Below are 21,861 nucleotides of genomic sequence, written 5' to 3' on the forward strand. Positions count from 1 at the left end.
CGTCCTACCGCGCGCCGCCCCCGCCGCCCCGCGCCGCACGGGCGTCCATCGCGTCGAACCATTCCGCGATCCGCGGTACGGACGTCCCGAACGCCCCGAAGTGGTTCACCGCCCCCTGGTCGACGACGGTCGCCTTCCGCCCGTGCCGGGCCAGGTCCGCCGCGCAGGCCCGGGAGTTGGCGATCGGCACGTCCCGGTCGCCGGTGGCCGTGTACAGGCGTACGGGCGCCTCCGGTCGCCAGTCGCAGGTGCCGTCGTTGGCGCGGAACGTGCGCAGCAGCTCGCCCGAGGGGTGCCGCAGCTTCTCCAGGAAGTCCGCGGTGAACAGCTCCTCCAGCGTGCCCGGCAGCCGTTCGGTGATCTCCTCCTCGCCGTGTGCGCCGTCGAAGAGGTCCTCGACGAACCCGGCGTACGGCGCCCGGAACACCTCGGCCGGGTCCCGGTAGAGCGGCCGGAGCCGGTTCTGGGCGGTGAGGAAGTAGGAGAAGTAGAAGACGGCGCTCCGGGGCTCCACGCGCCCGTCGAGGGCTCCGGGGGTCTCGCTGCCCTCGATGTCGTACGGTCCGCTGATCGGGGCGAGGGCCCGCAGCCGGAACCCGCGGTCGGCCCCGCCGGCCAGCTCGCGGCCGAGTCCCATCGCCACCTGCCCGCCCTGGGAGAAGCCCGTCGCGTACACGTCGCCGGTGAGCGGCCGGTCGAGCCGCCGGGCGGCCTGCCGGGCCGCGCGCAGCATGTCGAGCGAGGCGGAGACGGAGGAGCGGGTGTCCATGTACGGGTGGCGGCCGGGGCCCCGGCCGAGCCCCAGGTAGTCGGGAGCGGCGACGGCGCGGCCCCCGGCGGCGTACAGATAGGGGGAGAGCCGGCCGAAGCCCTCGCCCACCGACGGCGCGTAGTCGCGGTGCACCATCGTGCCGTGCGTGTCGGAGACCAGGGAGAGCCGGTGCGGGCCGCCCCGGGGCAGGACGAGGAGACCGGTGGCCGTGGTCGGCGCCCCCGTGGGGGTGACGGTGCGGTAGGTGAGCCGGTGGGCCGTCACCCCGTACCGCACGCCGCGTGCGTCGATCCCGGGCCCGGAGACGAACGCGGCCACCTCTTCCCGGTCGAGGGCGGCGACCGGGGTGATGTCGAGGAGGGTGCCGCGGCGGGTTTCGCCCTGCCGGTCCGCCGTGATCGCGGTGGCTGCCCCGGCGGGGCCGGACGCGGTGGCGGCGGGGGCGGCCGCGAGCAGGGTCATGACCAGGAGGGTTCCGGCGGCGACGGTACGCCGGGCGGTACGGCGCCGCCCCGCCCGGACCGGAGAACGTGTGTCGGTTGTCATGGCGACGACGCTAGGGGTCGCCACCGCGTCGCGGACATCCCGTGGGCCCCCGGACGAGGGGTGGGGTTGGCCTCAACGGCCGGAGGGGGCAGGCAGGTTCAGCCGGAACCCCGCTACCGGTGTTCGGAACCCCCGTACTCCAGGGGGCCGTTGCCCGGCAGCGGCGGTTTCGGGGGCGTCGGCCGTCAACCGGCCGTCGCCGGCGTCTCCGTGCCGGTGTGTCGCCCGGCCGTCCCCGTCTTGCGGCGCCAGGGGCGCCACCCGCCGCGCGGGGGCCGGTCTGGCAGCCAGCCGAAGGCGAGCGAGCTGCCGATCAGCCCCAGCATCATCCCCACGAAGAATCCGCCCAGGTTGGACGTCACCCAGCTCCCCAGGGACGCCAGCACGCCGACGACCGAGTAGAAGAGCCGCTGGCGCGGATTGAGGACGACGAGCAGTCCACAGATGACCATGAGCACGGGCAGGACGTAGCCGACCAGGCTGTCGGCCCCCGCCGTGAGGATCACGTTGATGCTCGCCCGCTGGGTCAGCAGGATCTCGCCTCCGCCCAGGGCGAGGGCGAGACCGGCGCCGAAGGGCCGCCGGTGCCGCCAGCGCCGGAAGGTCCGCCAGAGCTGCCGGGGACGGCCGGGCGCCATGCTCAGCAGCCCTTCGAGCTGAAGCTCATGTGCAGGTCGGGGAGGGTGAACCGGACGGCGGTCGTGGCGTAGTTGGTCTGCCGCAGGTCCTTGATGGTGACGGTGTCGGCCTGCTGCCCGAAGGAGCCGAGCGGGCCCTTGACCGGCGGTTTCTCGAAGGTGCTGGCGTCGCCGCCGATCTCGATGTTGTCGAAGTCGGCGAGCTTGCCGGAGATGTCGGTGGAGTCGGTGGTGAGCCCCGTGGCCTTCACGGGGGTGCCCTTGCCGCCCGCCGTGATGTGCAGGAACGTGCCGCCGAGTTCCACGCTCTGGCAGAGTTTGGTGAGTTCGGCCTCGCGGATCGCGGTGACGATGACGAGCACCTGACCGCCGGTGTCGCCGGCGTTGGGGCTGCCCTCCGCCATGTTGTCGAGGGCTCCGAACTGTCCGAAGCCCCTGCCCTCCATGGAGTCGGCGGTGACCGTGAACGGCATGCCGGAGATGGCGAACTGGGCGGCGAGCGCTCCTTGCGCGGTCAGCACCACGAGGGTGGCGGCCGCGGCCAGGGCGGGGACGCCCATCAGGGCGGCACGGCGGAAGCGGACCCGGCCGCGTCTGCCCGAACCGCCTTCGGGTAACGAGGTGTTCGTGTTCTCTTCGGGGGTGTCTTCGGACAGGGCCATGCGGTGCTCCTGACGTGAGTGAGGAAACAGACCTGCGCGGCGACGTCCTGGCGCGGACAGTTCCCCAACCTGCCTGGGTCTTCCTCGCGTGGTGCGGAGGCAGACGTGCCGCAGGGAACCTTTCGGACCGTAAGGCTTGCTGTTACCCGGGGTCAACCACCGTGCATCGGTGGTGTGCCGGGGCCCTGACGATCGATCATTCGGAGGTGAAGGGGGCCACCACGACATGCACGAGACTGTCCAGGAGCAGGGGAAGATCGGCGGTCCGCCCCTCGTCGACCGCCCGGTGCACCGCGGCGTGGACGGCACCCACCACGGTGTCCACCAGCTCGCCCCTCGCGACCCACGGCGGCCCCGGCGGGGCATCCGTGAAGAACCGTCGAAAACTGGCCAGAAGTTCGGCGCGGGCCCGGCGCCCCGCGGGCCCCAGCGACTCGATCTCGACCACCATCGTGGCGAACGCCGGCGTCTGGGTGAGGAGGGTCAGTAACACCCGCAGCCCGGCCCGTACCGAGCTCGGCCAGTCCGTCGCCCCGCCCGTCTCGTCGTACGCCCGCTGCATGGCCCGCACCACCTGCTGCGTGCCGCCCCGGTACGCGGCGATGACGGCGTCCTCCTTGCCGGAGAACAGCTCGTAGAAGACGGGGCGGGTCACTCCGGCGGCCCGGCAGATGTCACTGATCCGTGCTCCCGCGTAGCCGTTCTCCGCGACCGTCCTGGCGACGCCGTCCAGCAGCCGCTCCCGCTGCCGGGAGGCCACCTGCTCGGGCGTGAGCCGGCGCGGCCCGGGGCGCAGCGAGCGCTCCGGCTCACGTCCTGAGCGGGCCCCCGGCAGGACGAGCCCCTCCTCGGTTCCGTGAGCACTCGTCATCGGCCACATCCTCCGCGGGTTGTTGACGTCACATACTCGACAGGATTACAACCCTGATGGGTTTTCCTCTCGGCGCGTCCCCACCGCGCACCGCACCGAGTATCACGCTCCCGCACCTCTCGCGTCACCGCTGCCGGACATCCGTGGCGCCGGATCGTTCCGGCGGTGGTCGCGCACCGCCCGTACCGCCGCTCACCCCTGCGCGGAGCCGCTCGACCCGACACGGATCCGTACCTGGATCCGACACACGGATCCGGATGCGGATCCGGCACACGGATCCGCATCCGGATCCGCTCGCTCCCCGTGGGAGCCGCTCGACCCCAGGCGGAGCCGTTCACCCCTGTCGCTCACCCCTGCGCACAGCTGCCCGTCCTCGCCTGCCGCTCCTGGCTCCCGCAGATCCCCGTACTCCCCGCCGGACCCACGCACACCGCCGAGTACGGCAGCCGTACGGCCGCACACAACCTCGTACGGCAGCAGCACCGTCGCAGTACAGCCGAGTTCCGCACCCCCACCTCCGTACGGAAGGAAGCACCCTCATGCGCAAGCGCGCTCTCCTCCTCACCCTCGGCCTCGCCGTCACCGCCGGCCTGGCCGCGACCACCCAGGCCGGCGCCACCGCCGCCGCCGGCAACGTCCTCACCACCGGCGGCCCGGGCGGCACCGCCGTCGCCGTCGGCGACGTCCTCAACGCCACGCTCCCCGCCGGGACGCAGGCCCGGATCGCCACCACCTCCGGCGGCAGCACCGGCATCACCTGCAACACCTCGGCGTTCACCGCCACCGTCACCGGCAACCCCGCCGCGCCCGGCACCGCCACCGAGTCCGCCACGGCCCACACGCTGAGCAGCTGCACCACCAACATCATCGGAGCGACGGGCGTCCAGAGCATCACGGTGAACAACCTGCCGTTCGCCACCGCCGTCGTGTCCGGCGGCGCGCTCACCGTCACCGCGGGTGCCACCGGCCCGATCCAGACCACCCTGAAGATCAACACCATCCTCGGTGTGACGACCTGCGTCTACCGGGCCACCAGCCTCACGGCCACACCGTCGAACACCGACAACTCGCTCACCTTCACCAACCAGCAGTTCACCAAGTTCAGCGGCCCCGGCACCTGCCCGGCCAACGGCTTCTTCTCCGCCAAGTACGGACCCGTCCGGGACACCAGCCAGGCCGGCAGCCCCGCCGTCTTCGTGAACTGACCCCCGAGCTCCGGCCCCCTCGTACTCGGGTACGAGAGGGCCGGAGCGCTCACGCCAGGATGCCGCTCCCGTGCGGGGCGTACAGATCGAGGAGCCGGACCCGGGTCACATGGAGGCGATGGGCCAGGATCGCGCCCACCCAGAACATGACCGAGGCCCCGAACTCCATGTCCGTATGGCACATCGAGCGGACGGCGGGGGCGTCGAACTCGTGCGCCCGGACCGGCGTCATCGCCTCGGCACCCGACTGGCACAGATACGGCGGGAACAGCCACGACAGGCCGACCAGCTCACCGTGGCGCAAGGTCTCGATCACGGGCGCCCCGCGCCCCGGCACCTTCGCGTCGAGCGTCACCGCGCCCGTCTTCACGATCCAGAACCGGTCGGCGTGCTGCTGTTCCTCGAACAGCCGGTGACCGGATTCGAAGTGCACGTCCTCGGCGAAGGCCATCAGCCGCTCCCGGTGCTCCGGCGGCAACGTGCTGACCTTGGGTGCGGCACTGCTCATGGCGGACCCTCCTCGCACAGTCGGCTCCCACCCCCAGTGTCCGCCAGGCCGCCCCCACGCGCGCCTGCTCCGGTCGTCCGCGTGCGCTGCCGCTGTACGCGCGCGTGCTTCGGCCGGACGAGGTGCGGGCGCTGCCGCCGTACCCGCGCGTGCTCCGGTCGGAGGTGCGGGCCCGGCACCCCTCCCGTAGCGTGACGGCGGGGTTACGGGGCGGGAGCAGGGGCGGGATTCATTCCTCACGCAGATCGGTACGGAACCCATGGCAGACAAGCCCGCGATCGTCCTTGTCCACGGCTTCTGGGGCGGCGCCGCCCACTGGTCGAAGGTGATCACCGAACTCCACCGGCGCGGCCACGACCGCCTCCACGCCGTCGAGAACCCGCTGACCTCGCTCGCCCACGACGCCGAGCGCACCCGGAAGATGGTCAAGCAGGTCGACGGGCCCGTGCTGCTCGTCGGCCACTCCTACGGCGGCGCCGTCATCACCGAGGCGGGCGACCTGCCGAACGTGACCGGCCTCGTCTACATCGCGGCGTTCGCCCCGGATGCCGGGGAGAGCCCCGGACAGATCAGCGAGGAGCACCCGTCGGCCGCCTTCGAGAACATCGTCCCCGACTCCGACGGCTATCTCTGGGTCAAGCAGGACAAGTTCCACGACAGCTTCGCCCAGGACCTGAGCCAGGATGAGGCCCTGGTCATGGCCGTCACCCAGAAGGCACCGCTCGCCTCCACCTTCGGCGACAACGTCGCCGCCCCGGCCTGGCGGGCCAAGCCCACGTACTACCAGGTCTCCACCGAGGACCGCATGATCCACCCGGACAACGAGCGCCGCATGGCCGCGCGCATGAACCCGCGCAAGACCATCGAGCTCGACGCGAGCCACGCCTCGCTCGCCTCCCGGCCCGCCGAGGTCTGCGACCTGATCGAGCTGGCCGTACGCGAGACCGGGGCCTGACCGCCCGGCCGGTCCTCCCTTCCGCGACGTGACCCCCGGCCCCGGCCGGGGGTCACGTCGCGGCGTACCCGCTCACCCTCCGTGCACCCCCTCCGGCGTGCGGGGGCAGGGCGGAGGGCGGAGCATGAACGTGAGGAGGAAGCGGCAAGCGGGGGCGTGAGCGAACGACAGCGCGAGCCAGGAGGGTGCCATGCCCGTCCCGGAAGGCGGAGACGCGCTCGTCGTGCTGCGCGGGGTCGACAAGCACTTCGGCGCCCTGCACGTCCTCCAGTCCATCGACCTGACGATCCACCGCGGCGAGGTCGTGGTCGTCATCGGGCCGTCCGGATCGGGGAAGTCGACGCTCTGCCGCGCGATCAACCGCCTGGAGACCATCGACAACGGCGAGATCGTCGTCGACGGACGCCCCCTGCCGGCCGAGGGGCGTGAACTCGCGGCCCTGCGGGCCGACGTCGGCATGGTCTTCCAGTCCTTCAACCTCTTCGCGCACAAGACGGTGCTCGGCAACGTCACCCTGGGCCAGATCAAGGTCCGTAAGAAGGACAAGAAGGCGGCCGAGGAACGCGCCCGCGCGCTCCTCGACCGGGTCGGTGTCGCCTCGCAGGCGGACAAGTACCCGGCCCAGCTCTCCGGCGGCCAGCAACAGCGTGTGGCGATCGCCCGCGCCCTCGCCATGGATCCGAAAGTGATGCTCTTCGACGAGCCGACCTCCGCGCTCGACCCCGAGATGATCAACGAGGTCTTGGAGGTCATGCAGCAACTCGCCCGGGACGGCATGACGATGGTGGTCGTCACCCATGAGATGGGCTTCGCCCGTTCCGCCGCCAACCGCGTCGTCTTCATGGCCGACGGACGGATCGTCGAGGAGACGACCCCGGACGAGTTCTTCAGCAACCCGCGCAGCGACCGTGCCAAGGACTTCCTGTCCAAGATCCTCCACCACTGAGCCCGCCCGGCACGGCCGTCGCCCGACCAGCAGCCCCCAGGGGTGATCCTCATGAACACGACCAGGACCCGCAGGGCCACCGTCCGGACCGGCAGGGCCACCGTGGCCGTCGCCGCGGCCGTCGTCCTCTCCTTCACCTCCGCCGGATTCGCGAACGGCGCGACCGGTGCCGTGCCACGCGACCACGGCGGCGACGAGATCACCGTCGGCATCAAGTACGACCAGCCCGGCATCGGCCTGAAGACCCCCGACGGCACCTACACCGGCTTCGACGTCGACGTGGCCACGTACATCGCCAAGGAGCTCGGCCACGACCCGTCCGACATCGTGTGGAAGGAGGCCAAGAGCGCCGACCGGGAGACGCTGCTCCAGCGCGGTGACGTGGACTTCATCGCGGCCTCCTACTCGATCAACGACAAGCGGGCCGAGAAGGTCGACTTCGCCGGCCCCTACCTCCTCGCCCACCAGGACGTGCTGATCCGCGCCGACGACGACTCGATCAAGCAGCCGTCCGACCTGAACAACAAGAAGCTCTGCTCGGTCACCGGCTCGACGTCCGCGCAGAACGTCAAGGACAAGATCGCCCCGGACGCCCAACTCCAGGAGTACGGCGGCTACTCCGAGTGCCTGACCGGTCTGGAGAACGGTGTCATCGACGCCCTCACCACCGACGACTCGATCCTCGCCGGGTACGCGTCGCAGGACGAGTTCAAGGGCAAGTTCAAGCTCGGCGGATTCAAGCTGAGCAACGAGAACTACGGCATCGGCGTCCAGAAGGGCAGCGACCTCAAGGCCAAGATCAACACAGCCCTGGAGAAGATGGTCGCCGACGGTTCCTGGGACGCGGCGGTGAAGAAGAACTTCGGCCCCGCCAACTACCAGAACGAACCCGCCCCCGAGATCGGCGTCATCGTGAAGTGAGCGGGCCGTCGTGTTCGACTTCCTCCAGGGGTACGACCTGCTCGGAGCCTTCTGGGTGACGGTGCAGCTCACCGTCTACTCGGCGATCGGCTCCCTCGTCTGGGGGACGCTGCTGGCCGCGATGCGCGTCAGCCCCGTCCCCCTCATGCGGGGCTTCGGCACCGCCTACATCAACATCGTCCGCAACATCCCCCTCACCGTCATCATCGTCTTCACCTCGCTCGGCCTCTTCCAGACCCTCGGCGTCGACATGGGCGCCGACCGCTTCACCACGATCAACTTCCGGCTCGCCGTCCTCGGTCTCACCGCGTACACCAGCGCCTTCGTCTGCGAGGCACTGCGCTCCGGCATCAACACCGTCCCCCTCGGGCAGGTCGAGGCCGCCCGCGCCATCGGCCTCAGCTTCCCCCAGGTCCTCCGCATCGTCGTGCTCCCGCAGGCCTTCCGCTCCGTCGTCGGCCCCCTCGCCAACGTCCTCATCGCCCTCACCAAGAACACCACCGTGGCCGCCGCCATCGGAGTCGCCGAAGCGGCCCTGCTGATGCGGGAGATGATCGAGAACGAGGCCCAGCTCATCCTCATCTCCGCGATCTTCGCCGTCGGCTTCATCTGTCTGACCCTGCCCACCGGACTCTTCCTCGGCTGGGTGGCCAAGAAGGTGGCGGTGAAACGGTGAAGACCAAGCCCACCGTCCTCTACGACGTCCCCGGGCCCCGCGCCCGGCGGCGCAACCTCCTGTGGACGCTGCTGTTCCTGGTCGCGCTGGCCGCGGTCGCGTGGTGGGTCGTGGCGAGCCTCGCCGACAAGGGCCAGCTCGAATGGTCCAAGTGGGCCCCCTTCTTCACCGACGCCCGCGTCTGGGAGACGTACATCCTCCCCGCGCTCAAGAACACCGTGATCGCCGCCGGACTCGCCATGGTGATCGCCCTGCCCCTCGGCGCCCTCCTCGGCATCTCCCGCCTCTCCGACCACCGGGCCGTCCGCGGCACGGCGGGAACCGTCGTCGAGTTCTTCCGCGCGATCCCCGTCCTGATCCTCATGCTCTTCGCCAACGCGGCCTACTCCGAGTTCTTCGACATCAGCCCGGACGTCCGCCCGCTGTACGCCGTCGTCACCGGCCTCGTCCTCTACAACGCCTCCGTTCTCGCCGAGGTCGTCCGCGCCGGCATCCTCGCTCTCCCCGCCGGCCAGACCGACGCGGCGAAGGCCATCGGCATGCGCAAGGGCCAGACCATGACGTACGTGCTCCTCCCGCAGTCGGTCACGGCCATGCTGCCCGCGCTCGTCAGCCAGCTCGTCGTCATCGTCAAGGACACCGCGCTCGGCGGCGCGATGCTCGGCTTCTCCGAACTCCTCGCCTCCGTCCGACCGATGAGCGCCAACTACGGGGCCAACGCGATCGCCTGCTTCACCGTCGTCGCCGTGCTCTTCGTCATCCTCAACTTCGCGCTCACCACCTTCGCCTCCTGGCTCGAAGGCCGGCTGCGGCGCGGCAAGAAGTCCACGGGCGCGGTCGTCGGCGTGGGCGCGGTCGAGGAACTGGCCACGCCGGGCGAACACATGGGTCCGACCGACGAGACCAAATGATCCTCAGGGCAGGCAGGCAGGCAGGGCAGGGGGAGGCCAAGGCGGAGCGGAGTGGGAGCACGCGTGCGCGTGCCCCCACTCCGCGTGCCACCGGTCAGGTCCGGGGGAGGGCGAGCACCGCCACCGGTGCGGAGGTCGGACTCGGCGAGCCACCGGCCGGCTCGACGGTGACCCCCACCCCGGACGCCCGGTTCACCGGACCGTCGAGGAGGGTCGCCTCGGCGGTGGCACCCGGGTCCATCAGCCCTGCGGACCGCATGGTGCCCCCGTCGTCGTACCAGAGCTGGTAGACCTTGCCGGCCGGTGGCGGCGCCATGCCGGAGGCGGCGAACACCGCCCGGTCGAGCGAGGCCGAGACGACGACCGTGCCCACCGCGCCTCCCCCGAGCCGGCTGGTGGAGACGCGGGCGTCCGGGGCCGCGAGGACCTCGGCGACGGCGTCGTTCGCCTCGCGTGCGCGGGCCGTCTCCTGCCGGGCGTCCTCGGCCAGTCCGTGCTGCCAGACCGCGGCCCCGCCGAGTCCGACGGCTCCGGCGAGACAGGCCGCCAGCGCCCAGTGCGACCACCGGCGCAGGCCGCGCCGCCCGCGCGGGGCCCGCGAGGCCCTCGCGGTCTCCGGCGGCTCCTGGCGTACGGTCGCGATCCGCTCCAGGACGCCCGTCCGCAGCGTGGCGGTCGGCGTCACGGCGACGGCGAGACCGAGCCGGACGACGGTCTCGGAGAACTCCCGGACCTCCTGGGCGCACGACGGACACTCCGCCAGATGACGCCGTACGGCCTCGTGCTCCTCGGGGTCCAGCGCGTCGAGCGCATACGCGCCGGTCATCGTGTGCGGATCCGCGGCGTTCACACGCCCACCCCCAGACAGTCCCTGAGCCGGATGAGCCCGTCGCGCATCCGCGCCTTGACCGTGCCCAGCGGCACGGCCAGCAGTTCGGCGACCTCGCGATAGGTGAGGCCCCGGTAGTACGCCAGGTTCACCGACTGGCGCTGCAACTCGGTGAGGCCCCGCAGACAGCGCCGGACCTGCTCCCGCTCCAGCCGGCCCTCCACCTGCTCCACCACCTCGTCGTAGGCGGCCGTGTGCTCCAGCAGAGCCACCCGCTTCTCCCGGTTCGACGCCGCCTGTTCGGACCGCACACGGTCGACGGCCCTGCGGTGCGCGAGCGTCATGACCCAGGCCAGGACCGACCCCCGGGCGGGCTCGTAGCGGGCCGCGGTCCGCCACACCTCGACCAGCACCTCCTGGGCGACCTCCTCCGACTGGGCGGGGTCCCGCAGCACGGTGCGGACGAGGCCGAGCACCGGCCCTGAGACGGCCTCGAAGACGGCCGTGAAGGCCTGCTGGTCGCCGAGTGCCACGCGCCCCATCAGCTCGGGAAGGTCCGGAGCCGCTGGTCGGACGTCGCCGATCCACACGTTCTCTCTCACCGGCGGTTTCCTCCAGGAATCACTTGAGTACAGGAGGTGTTCGGAGCCGACGGCCCGGCGGACGGGTCGCGCCGGGGGCTTTTCCGCACAGCTCCGCCGGCCGAGGCGCGCCAGCCGATCCTCATCACTCATTCGGGTGAGGGGAGCCATCCGGACGCGGCCGCGCACCGAATGACCGGTGAGGGGCCGCCGACCGGTGGACCCGAAGCCCCAGGAGTGATCATGAACACCCAGACCTTCCGTCGCGCCACCGTCGCCGTGACCGCCGCCGTGCTGTTGCCGCTGGGCCTGACCGCCTGTTCGGCCGAGGCGAGCGGTGACGGAGCGGCCGCCCCCGCGGCGGCGCCCTCGCAGTCCACGGCGACCGCCATCACGGGCGACGGTCCCTTCGGACCCGGGTGCGCCTCGGTGCCGAAGGACGGCGCCGGTTCCTTCGACGGCATGGCCAAGGACCCGGTGGCCACGGCCGCCTCGAACAACCCCGAGCTGTCGACGCTGGTCACCGCCGTGAAGCAGGCAGGGCTTGTCGACACGCTGAACAACGCCGCGAACATCACGGTGTTCGCGCCGACCAACGCCGCCTTCGCCAAGATCCCGAAGGCGGACCTGGACAAGGTCCTCGCCGACAAGGCGATGCTGACGGACATCCTCACGTACCACGTCGTGGGCCAGAAGCTGACCCCGAAGCAGCTGGAGAACGGCTCCTTCGAGACCCTCCAGAAGGGCAGGCTGACCACCCGGGGCTCCGGCGAGTCCTTCACGGTCAACGACTCCGCGAAGGTGGTCTGCGGCAACGTTCCCACCGCCAACGCCACCGTCTACATCATCGACACGGTGCTGACGCCTAAGTAGCGGAGGCGTTCTTCCGGGAGGCACCGCCCTCCGGCCCCGTCGCCTTCCGGCTGAGCGCACCCGGCCACCATGCGACGGGGCCGAGGTCCCGTACGAGGGCGGGCACGAGCAGCGAGCGGACGACGAGGGTGTCCAGGAGGACGCCGAACGCCACGATGAAGGCGATCTGCACCAGGAAGGCGAGCGGAATGACGCCCAGCGCCGCGAACGTGGCGGCGAGCACCACACCGGCGGACGTGATGACACCGCCGGTGGCGGTCAGCCCGCGCAGCACGCCTTCGCGGACCCCGTGCCGCAGCGACTCCTCCCGCACGCGGGACATCAGGAAGATGTTGTAGTCCACGCCGAGCGCGACCAGGAACACGAATCCGTAGAGCGGAACCGAGGAGTCCGTGCCGCTGAAGCCGAAGACGTACCTGAAGACCAGGGCCGAGACCCCGAGGGTGGCGAGGAAGTTCAGCGCCACCGTGGCCACGAGCAGCAGCGGCATCAGGACCGAGCGGAGGAGGAGCACGAGGATGGCCAGAATGACGGCGAGCACCACCGGCACGATCAGCATCCGGTCGCGCTCGGCGGTCCGCTGGGTGTCGTACCGCTGCGCCGTGTAGCCGCCGACGAGGGCGTCCGCCCCCGGCACCGCGTGCACGGATGTGCGGAGCCGGGCCACCGCCGCCTTGGCCGCGTCGCTGTCGGCGGCGTCGGTCAGGGTGACGTCGATCCGGACCCGTCCGTCGACGACCAGCGGTGCTCCGGCCCCCGGCCGGCCGGAGGCGGTGACGGCCGCGGCCGAGTCCACACCCTCGACCCGCTCCGCGGCCGCGGTCACCCGGGCCGCCGCGTCCGCGTCGGCGATGACGATCGCCGGGTTGCCGGCTCCACCGGGGAAGTGCCGTCCGAGTTGCTCCTGCGCGGCGACGGACGGGGCGTCGTTCACGAAGATCTCGTCGAGGGGAACCCCCTTGGACTCCAGGACCGGCGCGAAGGCGGCACAGGCGAGGAGCCCGGCGAGCGTCACCGCCCACACCTTGCGGGGAGCACGGTCCACCAGTGCGGCCACGCGGCGCCAGATCCCGTGGCCGCCGCCCTCGGACTCGGACGGGCGGGGCCGGGAGGGCCAGTACGCGGCGCGGCCGAGCAGGACCAGGACGGCGGGCAGGAAGGTCAGCGTGCTCAGCACGGCGCAGACGATGCCGATGGCTCCCACCGGGCCGAGGGCCCGGTTGTTGGTCAGATCGCTGAACAGCAGGGCGAGCAGGGCGAGCGCGACGGTGGCCGCGCTGGCCGTGATGGGGCCGGCGGACTGGCGCAGCGCCGCGCGCATGGCGGGGACGCGTTCTCCGCCGAGCCGGGCGAGCTCCTCGCGGTAGCGGGCGGCGAGGAGCAGCGCGTAGTCGGTCGCGGCGCCGATGACCAGGATCGACAGGATGCCCTGGACCTGTCCGTCGACCCGGACGACGTCGTGGTCGGCGAGCACGTACACCACGGCGCAGGCGAGGGCGAGCGCGAGCACCGCGCCGACGATGATGATCAGGGGCAACAGCACGCTGCGGTACACGAGCAGCAGGATGAGCAGCACCGTGACCAGGGCGACCGCGAGCAGCAGCCCGTCGATGCCGGCGAAGGCGTCCGACAGATCGGCCTGGGTGGCGGCGGGACCGGCGAGCCACACGGTCGTCCCGGGCACCGCGGAGGCCGCCCGGTCGATCTCCTCCAGCGTGGGCGTGAGCTCGTCAGCGAGGTCGGGGCGGAGCTGAACGACTCCGCGCAGCGCCTTCCCGTCCTCGGAGGGCAGTGCCGGGGTCGGGGTGCCGACGACACCGGGCTGTCCGGTGAGCGTCGCCAGCGCGCGGGTGGCGGCGGCCCGGGTCCCGGGGTCGATCGGTCCGCCGCCCGGTGAGGTCCAGACGACGAGCGCGGGGAGCGTCTCGTCCTGGCGGAAGGCCCGCTGGGCCTCGATCACCCGGGTGGACTCGGCGCTTCGGGGGAGGAAGGCGGCCTGGTCGTTGGTGGCCACCTCGCCGAGCTTGCCCGCGTAAGGGCCGAGCCCGCCGCCGACGGCGAGCCAGAGGACGAGCAGGACGAGGGGCAACAGACGGGCGGCCCATCGTGTGGGGCGGGGCATGCGGACTCCAGGGCAGGGGTCTCTCGACACGGAAGGAAGTGTCTCAAGGAGAAAGAATCTCAATGATTGAGAGAGATTGAAGCACGGGGAGACCGAGCGAGCGGCATGGGGTGCCCAGGGCTCGCCGGGGGAGAGAGGGCCGGAGGAGAGAGACGAGGGCTCTCCGGTGGAGAGAAGGCGGGAGGCGAGGGCTCGCCGGGGGGGAGCGCGTGGGAGGCGAGGGCTCGCCGGGGCGGCGGCTGCTTCGGTCAGCGGCGCGGGACGTGCAGGTCGCCGAGTTCCTCGTTCAACGCATCCAGGAAGCGCACGGCCACGGCCAGCTCCTCCGTGTCGAACCGCAGCCGGGCCCGCTCCGCCGCCTGCGCCAGCGGCATGAAGTAGCTGCGTGCGGCGGCCTTCGCCCCCTCCACGTAATGCACATGGACGACCCTGCGATCGGCGCTCTCCCGGGAGCGGCGGATGTGCCCGGCCCGTTCGAGCCGGTCGAGACAGGCTGTGACCGCCCCCGAGGTCAACCCCAGGTGCTCCCTCAGACGACCCGGCGTCAGCGGCTCCGGACTGTCCAGGACGACCGAGAGCGCCTGCACGTCCGTGGGATGCAGTCCCTGCGCGAGCGCGAAACCATGGACCAGCCGATTGATCTCACCGTTCGTCCGCCGCAGCGCGCGGGCGAAGCTCTGCGCATCACCCGGCACGCGCCCGGGGGCGGTCCCACCGGTCTCGGGTTCCTCTGTACTGGCCACACGATCAGCCTATAGAAACCGGCCCCGTGCATCCGCGGCGGCCGCACCTCCGGAAGGGAACAGGAGGAAGCCGCACCCCCGGCCGATGGGGGAGCGCGGCACCCCCACCGACGGCGGACCTCCACCGACAACGGAACGGAGCAGATCCATGAGCGACGCGTCAGGGCACGAGACCCCGGGACCGCTGTGCCTGGTCACCGGCGCCAGCGGCTACATCGGCGGCCGCCTCGTCCCCGAACTCCTGGAGGCGGGTTTCCGGGTGCGGTGCCTGGCCCGCACCCCCGCGAAACTGCGCGACCACCCCTGGGCCGGGGAAGTGGAGATCGTCCGGGGTGACGTCACCGACGCCGACACCCTCGCGCCCGCCTTCCGCGGCGTCGACGTCGCGTACTACCTGGTGCACGCCCTGGGCGCCGGGCACGGCTTCGAGCGCACCGACCGTACGGCGGCCGAGAACTTCGCCCGAGAGGCCCGTGCCGCCGGTGTCGGCCGCATCGTCTACCTCGGCGGTCTCACCCCTCGTGGCGTGCCCGACCAGGAGTTGTCGCCGCATCTGCGTTCACGCGCCGAGGTGGGCCGCATCCTCCTGGAATCCGGGGTTCCCACCACGGTGCTCCGCGCCGCCGTCATCATCGGATCCGGCTCTGCCTCGTTCGAGATGCTCCGGTACCTCACGGAACGCCTGCCCGTGATGGTCACCCCGAGCTGGGTCCGTACCCGCATCCAGCCGATCGCCGTCCGGGACGTCCTGCGCTATCTGGTCGGCAGCGCGCGGATGCCCGCGGAGGTCAGCCGGACCTTCGACATCGGCGGCCCCGACGTCCTCACGTACCTCGGGATGATGCGCCGCTACGCCGCCGTCGCCGGACTGCCCCGGCGGCTCATCTTCCCCGTGCCGGTCCTCACGCCCCGGCTGTCCAGCCACTGGATCGGCCTTGTCACCCCGGTGCCCCGGTCCATCGCCCGCCCGCTCGCGGAGTCGCTGCGGTACGAGGTCGTCTGCGACGAGCACGACATCGCCGACCTGGTGCCGGACCCGCCCGGCGCCCCTCTCGGATTCGACCGAGCGCTGTCCCTGGCCCTCCAACGGGTCCGCGAGGCCCGGACCACCACCCGTTGGTCCTCCGCCTCCGTACCGGGCGCGCCGAGCGACCCGCTGCCCACCGACCCCGACTGGGCGGGCGGCAGCCTGTACACCGACGAGCGCGAACTCACCGTCGGTGCGTCACCGCAGGCGCTGTGGCGGGTCGTCGAGGGCGTCGGAGGCGAGAACGGCTGGTACTCCTTCCCCCTCGCCTGGGCCGTCCGGGGCTGGCTCGACCGGCTCGTCGGAGGCGTCGGTCTGCGCCGGGGCCGGCGCGACGCCCTGCATCTGAGAGCCGGGGACTCGCTGGACTTCTGGCGGGTGGAGGAGATCGAACGGGGCCGGCTGCTGCGGCTGCGCGCCGAGATGAGGCTCCCCGGCCTCGCCTGGCTGGAGATGTACGCCGAGCGCGACGGTGGCGGGGTGACCCGCTACCGCCAGCGCGCCCTGTTCCATCCCCACGGCCTGGCCGGCCACGCGTACTGGTGGAGCGTCGCGCCGTTCCACGCCGTGGTCTTCGGCGGTATGGCCCGCAACATCGCGCTGACGGCGGAGGCGAGCGAGGCGGCGGGGACGGCGGGCCCGTCGCCGGTGCCCGGCTCGTCGTCCGCATCCGGATCGCCCCCGCAGGGCGAATGACCTCCGCACGCACGTCACCACAGCGACCACCGGGCCGGAGCCTCGCCGTCACGGTCGGTGGCCCCATGCCAGGAGCGGTGCCATGAACGTCTCGGTCGTCCTGTTCACCTCGGACCTCCGTGTCCACGACCATCCGCCCCTGCGTGCCGCGCTGGGCCGGGGGAACGAGGTCGTCCCGCTGTTCGTACGAGATCCGGCCGTGGCCCGCGCGGGCCACTCGGCGCCGAACCGGAACGCCTTCCTCGCGGACTGCCTCGCCGGTCTCGACGACGAACTGCGCGAGCGCGGCGGCCGCCTCGTGGTGCGCTCGGGCGACCCCGTCGCCGAGGTGTGCGCCGTCGTGCGGGAGGCCGACGCCGACGACGTCCACATGGCGGCCGGCTGCAGTGGGTTCGCCCGGCGCCGTGAGGACCGGCTGCGCCGCGCCCTGGAGGCGGACGGGCGGCGCCTGTACGTCCACGACGCCGTCGTCACCGCGCTGCCCACGGGCGCGGTGACACCGAGCGGATCGGACCACTACGCGGTCTTCACCCCCTATTTCCGGCGCTGGTCGCGCGAGCGGCTGCGCGAGCCGCTGGCGGCGCCGCGAGCGGTCCGGACACCCCCGGAGATCGGCTCCGAGGACCTTCCGTCCCGCACGGACGTCCCGTACGTCTCCGAGGGCCTCGCCACCGGAGGGGAGAAGGAGGGCAGGAGACGGCTCACCGCCTGGCTGACGCGGGGCGCGGACACGTACGAGGAAGGCCATGACGACCTCGCGGGCGACGCGACGTCCCGCCTCTCGCCGTACCTCCACTTCGGCGCCGTCTCGGCGGCCGAGGCGGTCCACCGGGCCCGGTCGCGCGGCGGGGCGGGCGCGGAGGCGTTCGTACGCCAGCTCTGCTGGCGAGACTTCCACCACCAGGTCCTCGCCGCGCGCCCCGACGCCGCCGCCGCCGACTACCGCCCCCGGCACGACCACTGGCGGCACGGGAAGCACGCGGACGCCGACCTCGCGGCGTGGCGGGACGGCCGCACCGGCTACCCCGTCGTCGACGCGGCGATGCGCCAGCTCGCCCACGAGGGCTGGATGCACAACCGCGGGCGGCTGCTCGCCGCCTCGTTCCTGACCAAGACCCTGTACATCGACTGGCGCGAGGGGGCGAGGCACTTCCTGGACCTGCTGATCGACGGCGATGTCGCCAACAACCAGCTCAACTGGCAGTGGATGGCCGGCACCGGCACCGACAGCCGCCCCAACCGGGTGCTCAACCCGGTGATCCAGGGCAGGCGGTACGACCCCGACGGCGCGTACGTGCGGCGTTGGGTGCCGGAACTCGCCGGGCTCCGAGGCCCCGCGGTCCACGAGCCGTGGAAGCTGCCCGGTCTCGAACGGGCCCGGTACGACTACCCCGACCCCGTGGTCGAACTCGCCGACGGCCTCGCCCGCTTCCGGCACGCCCGGGGACAGGACTAGGGGGTGTCTTGGGCCTGTTTGGCGGACCGCGCGACGGATCTCGGGAGCGCGCCGAACGGTGACCGCTCAGGGCCCTCCCGAAGGGGCGGCGGTCCCCTCGCCGTCCCGTGCCGCGGCGCAGAGACCGTGCAGGAGGGACAGGGCGTCCCGCAGACCGACGGGGCGCAGCATCCCCGGCCCGGGAGTCCGGCCCGCCCAGCCGGGACCCGCGAGGAGGACCGCCGTCCGCGTCCGGGCGCCTCTGACGCCCCAGGAGGCGTCGGCGACGTGGCGGGCCAGGGGGTGATGGGCCGTCGACCGTGCCTGGGCCCACAGCACGACAGCGGCGGGTCCGGTCCTCCGTACCGCCTGGTCGAGCGCCTCCGGCGGCACGGCCGCCCCGAACATCAGGGTGGGCACCCCGAGTTCGGCAAGCCCCGCGGCGAGTGCCTCCAGCGGGAGCGTGTGCTGCTCGTTGGGCACGCAGGCGAGCAGCACCGGGGGAGTGCCGGCCTCCGGGGGCCCGGTACGCCCCGCCGCGCCGACCCGGCGCAACGCCGTCGACACGTGCCAGGACAACAGGTGCTCCACCTCGACGTAGCGGTCCTCCGAGGTCTCCCACTTGCGGCCCACGGCATGCAGGGCCGGCGCCAGCACCTCCTCCCAGGCGGCGACCAGACCGTGCCGCGCGATCACGGACTCCAGCAGCTCGTCCATGGCCCCGGAGTCGAGCCGGACGGCCGCGCGGCCCAGGCCCCGCAGTTCTCGTCGTACGTCGCCCGGGGGCTGTCCACGGGCAGGCGGCGCCGTAGGTGCCTCCCGGGCGGGGAGCGCGGCCGGCGCGGCTCCGGACCGGGCGGTCCGGGCGGTCCGGGCCGCTCGGGCCGCCTCCGCCGGAGGGACTCCGGACGCCGTCAGACGGCACATCTCCTGAAGCACGGCGATGTCACCCGGAGTCCACCGTCGGTGCCGGCCGCTCTCGTGGGCGGCGGGGCCGATGCCGTAGCGCCGGTCCCATGAGCGCAGGGTCGTGGGCGCGACGCCCAGGCGCCGCGCGACCGCGCCGCTGGTGAGCCCCGGCGAGGGTTCGGTCATGAAGCCACGATACGACGCACGACCGATGCGAATGGTGCGGTTGCCGTGCCGGGACGGAGCCTTGGGATGCCCCGCTAGGGGGTGTCTTGCCGATCAGGCCGGGCTCGCGGCGGCTGGTGCCGCGCCTCGCCGCGTTGTCGTCGGTCGGCATGGCTCCGCCATGCCTCCCTCCTCCGCCTTGCGATGCGTCCCCTCGGCCCCTGCGGGCCTGGGGAGACCCCATGCACCAGCCGCCGCTCCCTGATCCGGCCTGATCGGCAAGACACCCCCTAGGGGACCCCCGCCCGCCGACCGGTCGCCGCCGGTCCCGGCCAGAGGAGCAGTCGTCGTCATGACCGCACCGAGTGTCGCCGCCCAGCCGTCGCTCCGCAGCGAGACGCGGTCCCTGTCCGACCGAGAGGTCGCCGACGGGTTCGTGCGCGGCGACGAGCGCTGTCTGGCCGTCGCCTACGCCCGGTGGCACGGCCTCGTGCACACCCTCGCCGCCCGCACCCTCGGCGACGCCCGGGAGGCCGAGGACGTCGGCCAGCAGGTCTTCCTCGCCGCCTGGCGGGGCCGGGCCGGCTATCGGCCGGAGCGCGGTCCGTTCCCCGGCTGGCTCGTCGGCATCACCCGGCGGAAGATCGCCGACGCCCTCGCGGCACGCACCCGCCGCCGTGACCTGGTGGTCGCGGCCGGGACACGGCTGCCTCCCGACGGCGTGTCCGCCCCGGATCACGACAGAGTCGTCGACCGGCTCGTGGTCACCGGCGAACTGGCGAAACTACCCGCCGCGCAACGCGAGGTACTCGCCATGGCCTTCTACGGGGACCTCACCCAGGTCCAGATCGCCGAGCGCACCGGAATGCCGCTCGGCACCGTGAAGAGCCACGCGCGGCGCGGCCTCGACCGGATGCGCCGTTCGCTGGGCGGGACGTCGGGTCCGTACGTCACGGACACCGCGGGCTGAGAAACGGTCCACTGCCCCGGCGGGCTGAAAAGCGTGCCCCTCGCGAGACGGCAACGACGCACGGGCGACGCACGCGACGTACAGTCGACGCACGCCCGGAGCGGCGGTCCGAGGACGGCACACCGGGACCCCACGACTGTCCACCTTCCAGGTGAATCGGCCCATCCGGAGCGCCGTCGATGCCGAATGAGGAGCATGACCCTCTCCGAGCCACCACCCGAGCCGACCCGCACGGACCGACTCCTGGCCGCCGTCGGCGGCCTGCTCGCCGCGTACGTCTCGCTGGCCGTCGCGGACGTCGCCGCCTTCTGGGTGCGGCCCGAAGCGAGCCCCGTGCCCGCCGTCGGCGGTGCCGTCGTCGACCGGACCCCGGCGGCCGTCAAGGAATGGGCGATCCGCGAGTTCGGCGAGAGCGACAAGGCCGTCCTCCAGCTCGGCATCCTGATCCTCCTCGGACTCCTCGCCGTAGGGATCGGGCTCCTCGCCCTGCGCCGCCGCCTGCTCGGCTCGGCGATGGTCGGTGCCTTCGGCGTCCTCGGGGCCCTGGCCGCCGTCACCCGCCCCGACTCGGACTCCGCCCTCGACGCCGTGCCCTCCCTGGTGGGGGCCGTCGTCGGCGCGCTCCTGCTCTACGGCCTGATCGGCCTCCTCTTCGCCCGGAGGAGCCGCGCCGGATCCGGGGGCGCCCGTGCCGACCGCCGGAGCTTCCTGGTCGTGGCCGCGTCCGCAGGCCTCGCCGCGACCGGCGCCGCCGCCGTCGCAAGGGCGATCGGCAGCCCCGTCGAGGAGAACGCCGCCGCTTCCCGCGCGGCCCTGCGGCTGCCCCGGCCCGCGTCCCCCGCCCCCGCCGTCCCCGCCGGAGCGCAGCTGCGCGTCCCCGGCATCAGTCCCTTCGTCACCCCCAACCGTGACTTCTACCGGGTCGACACGGCGCTCGTCGTGCCCCGGGTCGACGCCGACCGCTGGAGGCTGCGCGTCCACGGCAGCGGCGTACGCGAGGAACTCACCCTCACACTGCCGGAGCTCATGACCCGGCGGATCGTGGAGCGGGACATCACGCTCGCCTGCGTCTCCAACGAGGTCGGTGGCCCGTACGTCGGCAACGCCCGCTGGCTCGGCGTCTCGCTGGCCGACCTCCTCCGCGAGGCCGGCGTCCGCCCGCCCTCCGCAGGCGGCCCCGCCGACCAGCTGGTCGCCCGCTCCGTCGACGGCATGACCATCGGCACCCCCGTCGAGCAGGTCATGGACGGCCGTGACGCCCTCCTGGCCTTCGGCATGAACGGCGAACCCCTGCCCTTCACCCACGGCTTCCCCGTCCGCATGCTGGTCCCCGGCCTCTACGGATACGTCTCCGCCTGCAAGTGGATCGCGTCGATCGAGCTCACCACCTTCGCCGCCTACGACGCCTACTGGGTGCCGCGCGGCTGGGCCGCCCAGGCCCCCGTCAAGACCCAGTCCCGCATCGACACCCCCCGCTCCTTCGCCCGCCCCGCCGCCGGCACCGTGATGATCGCCGGGGTCGCCTGGGCGCAGCACCGGGGGATCCGCCGGGTCGAGGTACGGATCGACGACGGCCCCTGGCAGGAGGCACGCCTCGCCGCCGAGGACAGCAGCGACACCTGGCGCCAGTGGCTGTACCCCTGGGCGGCGCCCCCCGGCCGGCACACCCTCACCGTCCGCGCCACCGACGGCACCGGCGCCACCCAGCCCGAAGAGCGCACCGGCACGATGCCCGACGGGGCACAGGGCTGGCACTCGGTCGTCGTGACCGTCGAAGAGGGGTAGCCGTGGCGGGCGGGGTGCGGCATCGTGACGGGCGGGAAGGCGTCGCCGACTCGGTCCGCGGACCGTAACGAACCGGTGCCGCCCGCCCGTTCGTCGCTCTCATGAGGGAGACTGC

Annotated in this window: 21 protein-coding genes; 11 read left to right on the forward strand and 10 right to left on the reverse strand. The window is 72.6% G+C overall.

The features are described from left to right. Positions 1–4 precede the first annotated feature (4 nt). The 4 genes from OG514_RS28685 to OG514_RS28700 all read right to left on the reverse strand — a co-directional run bounded on the left by OG514_RS28685 (position 5) and on the right by OG514_RS28700 (position 3,489). On the reverse strand, positions 5–1,318 hold the full coding sequence (locus OG514_RS28685; RefSeq protein ID WP_266899738.1) for an alpha/beta hydrolase: 1,314 nt from the start codon (positions 1,316–1,318) through the stop codon (positions 5–7). A 185-nt stretch (positions 1,319–1,503) separates the two neighbouring features. After that, complete coding sequence (locus tag OG514_RS28690) at positions 1,504–1,956, reverse strand: DUF6114 domain-containing protein (RefSeq protein ID WP_266899740.1); 453 nt, start codon at positions 1,954–1,956, stop codon at positions 1,504–1,506. Positions 1,957–1,958: 2 nt separating this feature from the next. Next, the gene (locus tag OG514_RS28695) at positions 1,959–2,618 is read right to left on the reverse strand and encodes a DUF6230 family protein (RefSeq protein ID WP_266899742.1); all 660 of its coding nucleotides are present in this window, start codon (positions 2,616–2,618) and stop codon (positions 1,959–1,961) included. A 196-nt stretch (positions 2,619–2,814) separates the two neighbouring features. Continuing rightward, positions 2,815–3,489: a TetR/AcrR family transcriptional regulator gene (locus OG514_RS28700; protein ID WP_266899744.1), complete on the reverse strand. Its 675-nt coding sequence runs from the start codon at positions 3,487–3,489 to the stop codon at positions 2,815–2,817. Positions 3,490–4,028: 539 nt separating this feature from the next. Here OG514_RS28700 and OG514_RS28705 point away from each other — a divergent pair. Then, positions 4,029–4,694, forward strand: coding sequence for a Tat pathway signal sequence domain protein (locus OG514_RS28705; RefSeq protein ID WP_266899746.1), 666 nt, complete (start codon positions 4,029–4,031; stop codon positions 4,692–4,694). Between the two features lie 49 nt (positions 4,695–4,743). Here OG514_RS28705 and OG514_RS28710 read toward each other — a convergent pair whose 3' ends face one another. Further along, positions 4,744–5,202, reverse strand: a complete 459-nt coding sequence (locus OG514_RS28710) for a Crp/Fnr family transcriptional regulator (RefSeq protein ID WP_266899748.1) — start codon at positions 5,200–5,202, stop codon at positions 4,744–4,746. Between the two features lie 259 nt (positions 5,203–5,461). Between OG514_RS28710 and OG514_RS28715 the strand changes: the two genes are divergently transcribed. The 5 genes from OG514_RS28715 to OG514_RS28735 all read left to right on the forward strand — a co-directional run bounded on the left by OG514_RS28715 (position 5,462) and on the right by OG514_RS28735 (position 9,611). Continuing rightward, positions 5,462–6,157 carry an alpha/beta hydrolase gene (locus OG514_RS28715; protein ID WP_266899750.1) on the forward strand — a complete coding sequence of 232 codons (696 nt, stop codon included), beginning with the start codon at positions 5,462–5,464 and terminating at the stop codon, positions 6,155–6,157. A 190-nt stretch (positions 6,158–6,347) separates the two neighbouring features. Then, positions 6,348–7,103, forward strand: a complete 756-nt coding sequence (locus OG514_RS28720) for an amino acid ABC transporter ATP-binding protein (protein WP_266899752.1) — start codon at positions 6,348–6,350, stop codon at positions 7,101–7,103. Between the two features lie 51 nt (positions 7,104–7,154). Beyond that, the gene (locus OG514_RS28725) at positions 7,155–8,024 is read left to right on the forward strand and encodes a glutamate ABC transporter substrate-binding protein (protein WP_266899754.1); all 870 of its coding nucleotides are present in this window, start codon (positions 7,155–7,157) and stop codon (positions 8,022–8,024) included. A 10-nt stretch (positions 8,025–8,034) separates the two neighbouring features. Continuing rightward, positions 8,035–8,700: an amino acid ABC transporter permease gene (locus OG514_RS28730; RefSeq protein ID WP_266899756.1), complete on the forward strand. Its 666-nt coding sequence runs from the start codon at positions 8,035–8,037 to the stop codon at positions 8,698–8,700. Beyond that, positions 8,697–9,611, forward strand: a complete 915-nt coding sequence (locus tag OG514_RS28735) for an amino acid ABC transporter permease (protein ID WP_266899758.1) — start codon at positions 8,697–8,699, stop codon at positions 9,609–9,611. Before OG514_RS28730 ends, OG514_RS28735 begins: the two co-directional genes overlap by 4 nt. 94 nt (positions 9,612–9,705) lie before the next feature. Here OG514_RS28735 and OG514_RS28740 read toward each other — a convergent pair whose 3' ends face one another. After that, positions 9,706–10,461, reverse strand: a complete 756-nt coding sequence (locus OG514_RS28740) for an anti-sigma factor (RefSeq protein ID WP_266899760.1) — start codon at positions 10,459–10,461, stop codon at positions 9,706–9,708. Beyond that, on the reverse strand, positions 10,458–11,042 hold the full coding sequence (locus OG514_RS28745; RefSeq protein ID WP_030313081.1) for a sigma-70 family RNA polymerase sigma factor: 585 nt from the start codon (positions 11,040–11,042) through the stop codon (positions 10,458–10,460). Before OG514_RS28745 ends, OG514_RS28740 begins: the two co-directional genes overlap by 4 nt. A 222-nt stretch (positions 11,043–11,264) precedes the next feature. Between OG514_RS28745 and OG514_RS28750 the strand changes: the two genes are divergently transcribed. After that, the gene (locus tag OG514_RS28750; RefSeq protein ID WP_266899766.1) at positions 11,265–11,894 is read left to right on the forward strand and encodes a fasciclin domain-containing protein; all 630 of its coding nucleotides are present in this window, start codon (positions 11,265–11,267) and stop codon (positions 11,892–11,894) included. Here the strand turns inward: OG514_RS28750 and OG514_RS28755 are convergent. Beyond that, on the reverse strand, positions 11,887–14,016 hold the full coding sequence (locus tag OG514_RS28755; RefSeq protein WP_266899768.1) for an MMPL family transporter: 2,130 nt from the start codon (positions 14,014–14,016) through the stop codon (positions 11,887–11,889). The two genes, OG514_RS28750 and OG514_RS28755, sit on opposite strands and share 8 nt — an antisense overlap. A gap of 248 nt (positions 14,017–14,264) precedes the next feature. Beyond that, complete coding sequence (locus OG514_RS28760; RefSeq protein WP_266899770.1) at positions 14,265–14,759, reverse strand: MarR family winged helix-turn-helix transcriptional regulator; 495 nt, start codon at positions 14,757–14,759, stop codon at positions 14,265–14,267. Positions 14,760–14,907: 148 nt separating this feature from the next. On the opposite strand from OG514_RS28760, the gene OG514_RS28765 reads away from it, so the two are divergent. Then, entirely contained in the window at positions 14,908–16,482 is a 1,575-nt protein-coding gene (locus OG514_RS28765) for an SDR family oxidoreductase (RefSeq protein WP_266899772.1), read from the forward strand. Between the two features lie 82 nt (positions 16,483–16,564). After that, positions 16,565–17,938, forward strand: coding sequence for a deoxyribodipyrimidine photo-lyase (locus OG514_RS28770; protein WP_266899774.1), 1,374 nt, complete (start codon positions 16,565–16,567; stop codon positions 17,936–17,938). A 66-nt stretch (positions 17,939–18,004) separates the two neighbouring features. Here OG514_RS28770 and OG514_RS28775 read toward each other — a convergent pair whose 3' ends face one another. Next, complete coding sequence (locus OG514_RS28775) at positions 18,005–19,012, reverse strand: cobalamin B12-binding domain-containing protein (protein WP_266899776.1); 1,008 nt, start codon at positions 19,010–19,012, stop codon at positions 18,005–18,007. Between the two features lie 331 nt (positions 19,013–19,343). On the opposite strand from OG514_RS28775, the gene OG514_RS28780 reads away from it, so the two are divergent. Next, positions 19,344–19,961, forward strand: coding sequence for a sigma-70 family RNA polymerase sigma factor (locus tag OG514_RS28780; protein WP_266899778.1), 618 nt, complete (start codon positions 19,344–19,346; stop codon positions 19,959–19,961). 195 nt (positions 19,962–20,156) lie between these two features. Then, positions 20,157–21,746: a molybdopterin-dependent oxidoreductase gene (locus OG514_RS28785; RefSeq protein ID WP_266899780.1), complete on the forward strand. Its 1,590-nt coding sequence runs from the start codon at positions 20,157–20,159 to the stop codon at positions 21,744–21,746. The last annotated feature ends 115 nt before the right edge of the window (positions 21,747–21,861 follow it).

The sequence above is a fragment of the Streptomyces sp. NBC_00572 genome (genome assembly GCF_026341815.1).
In the GTDB taxonomy this organism is placed as follows: Bacteria; Actinomycetota; Actinomycetes; order Streptomycetales; family Streptomycetaceae; genus Streptomyces.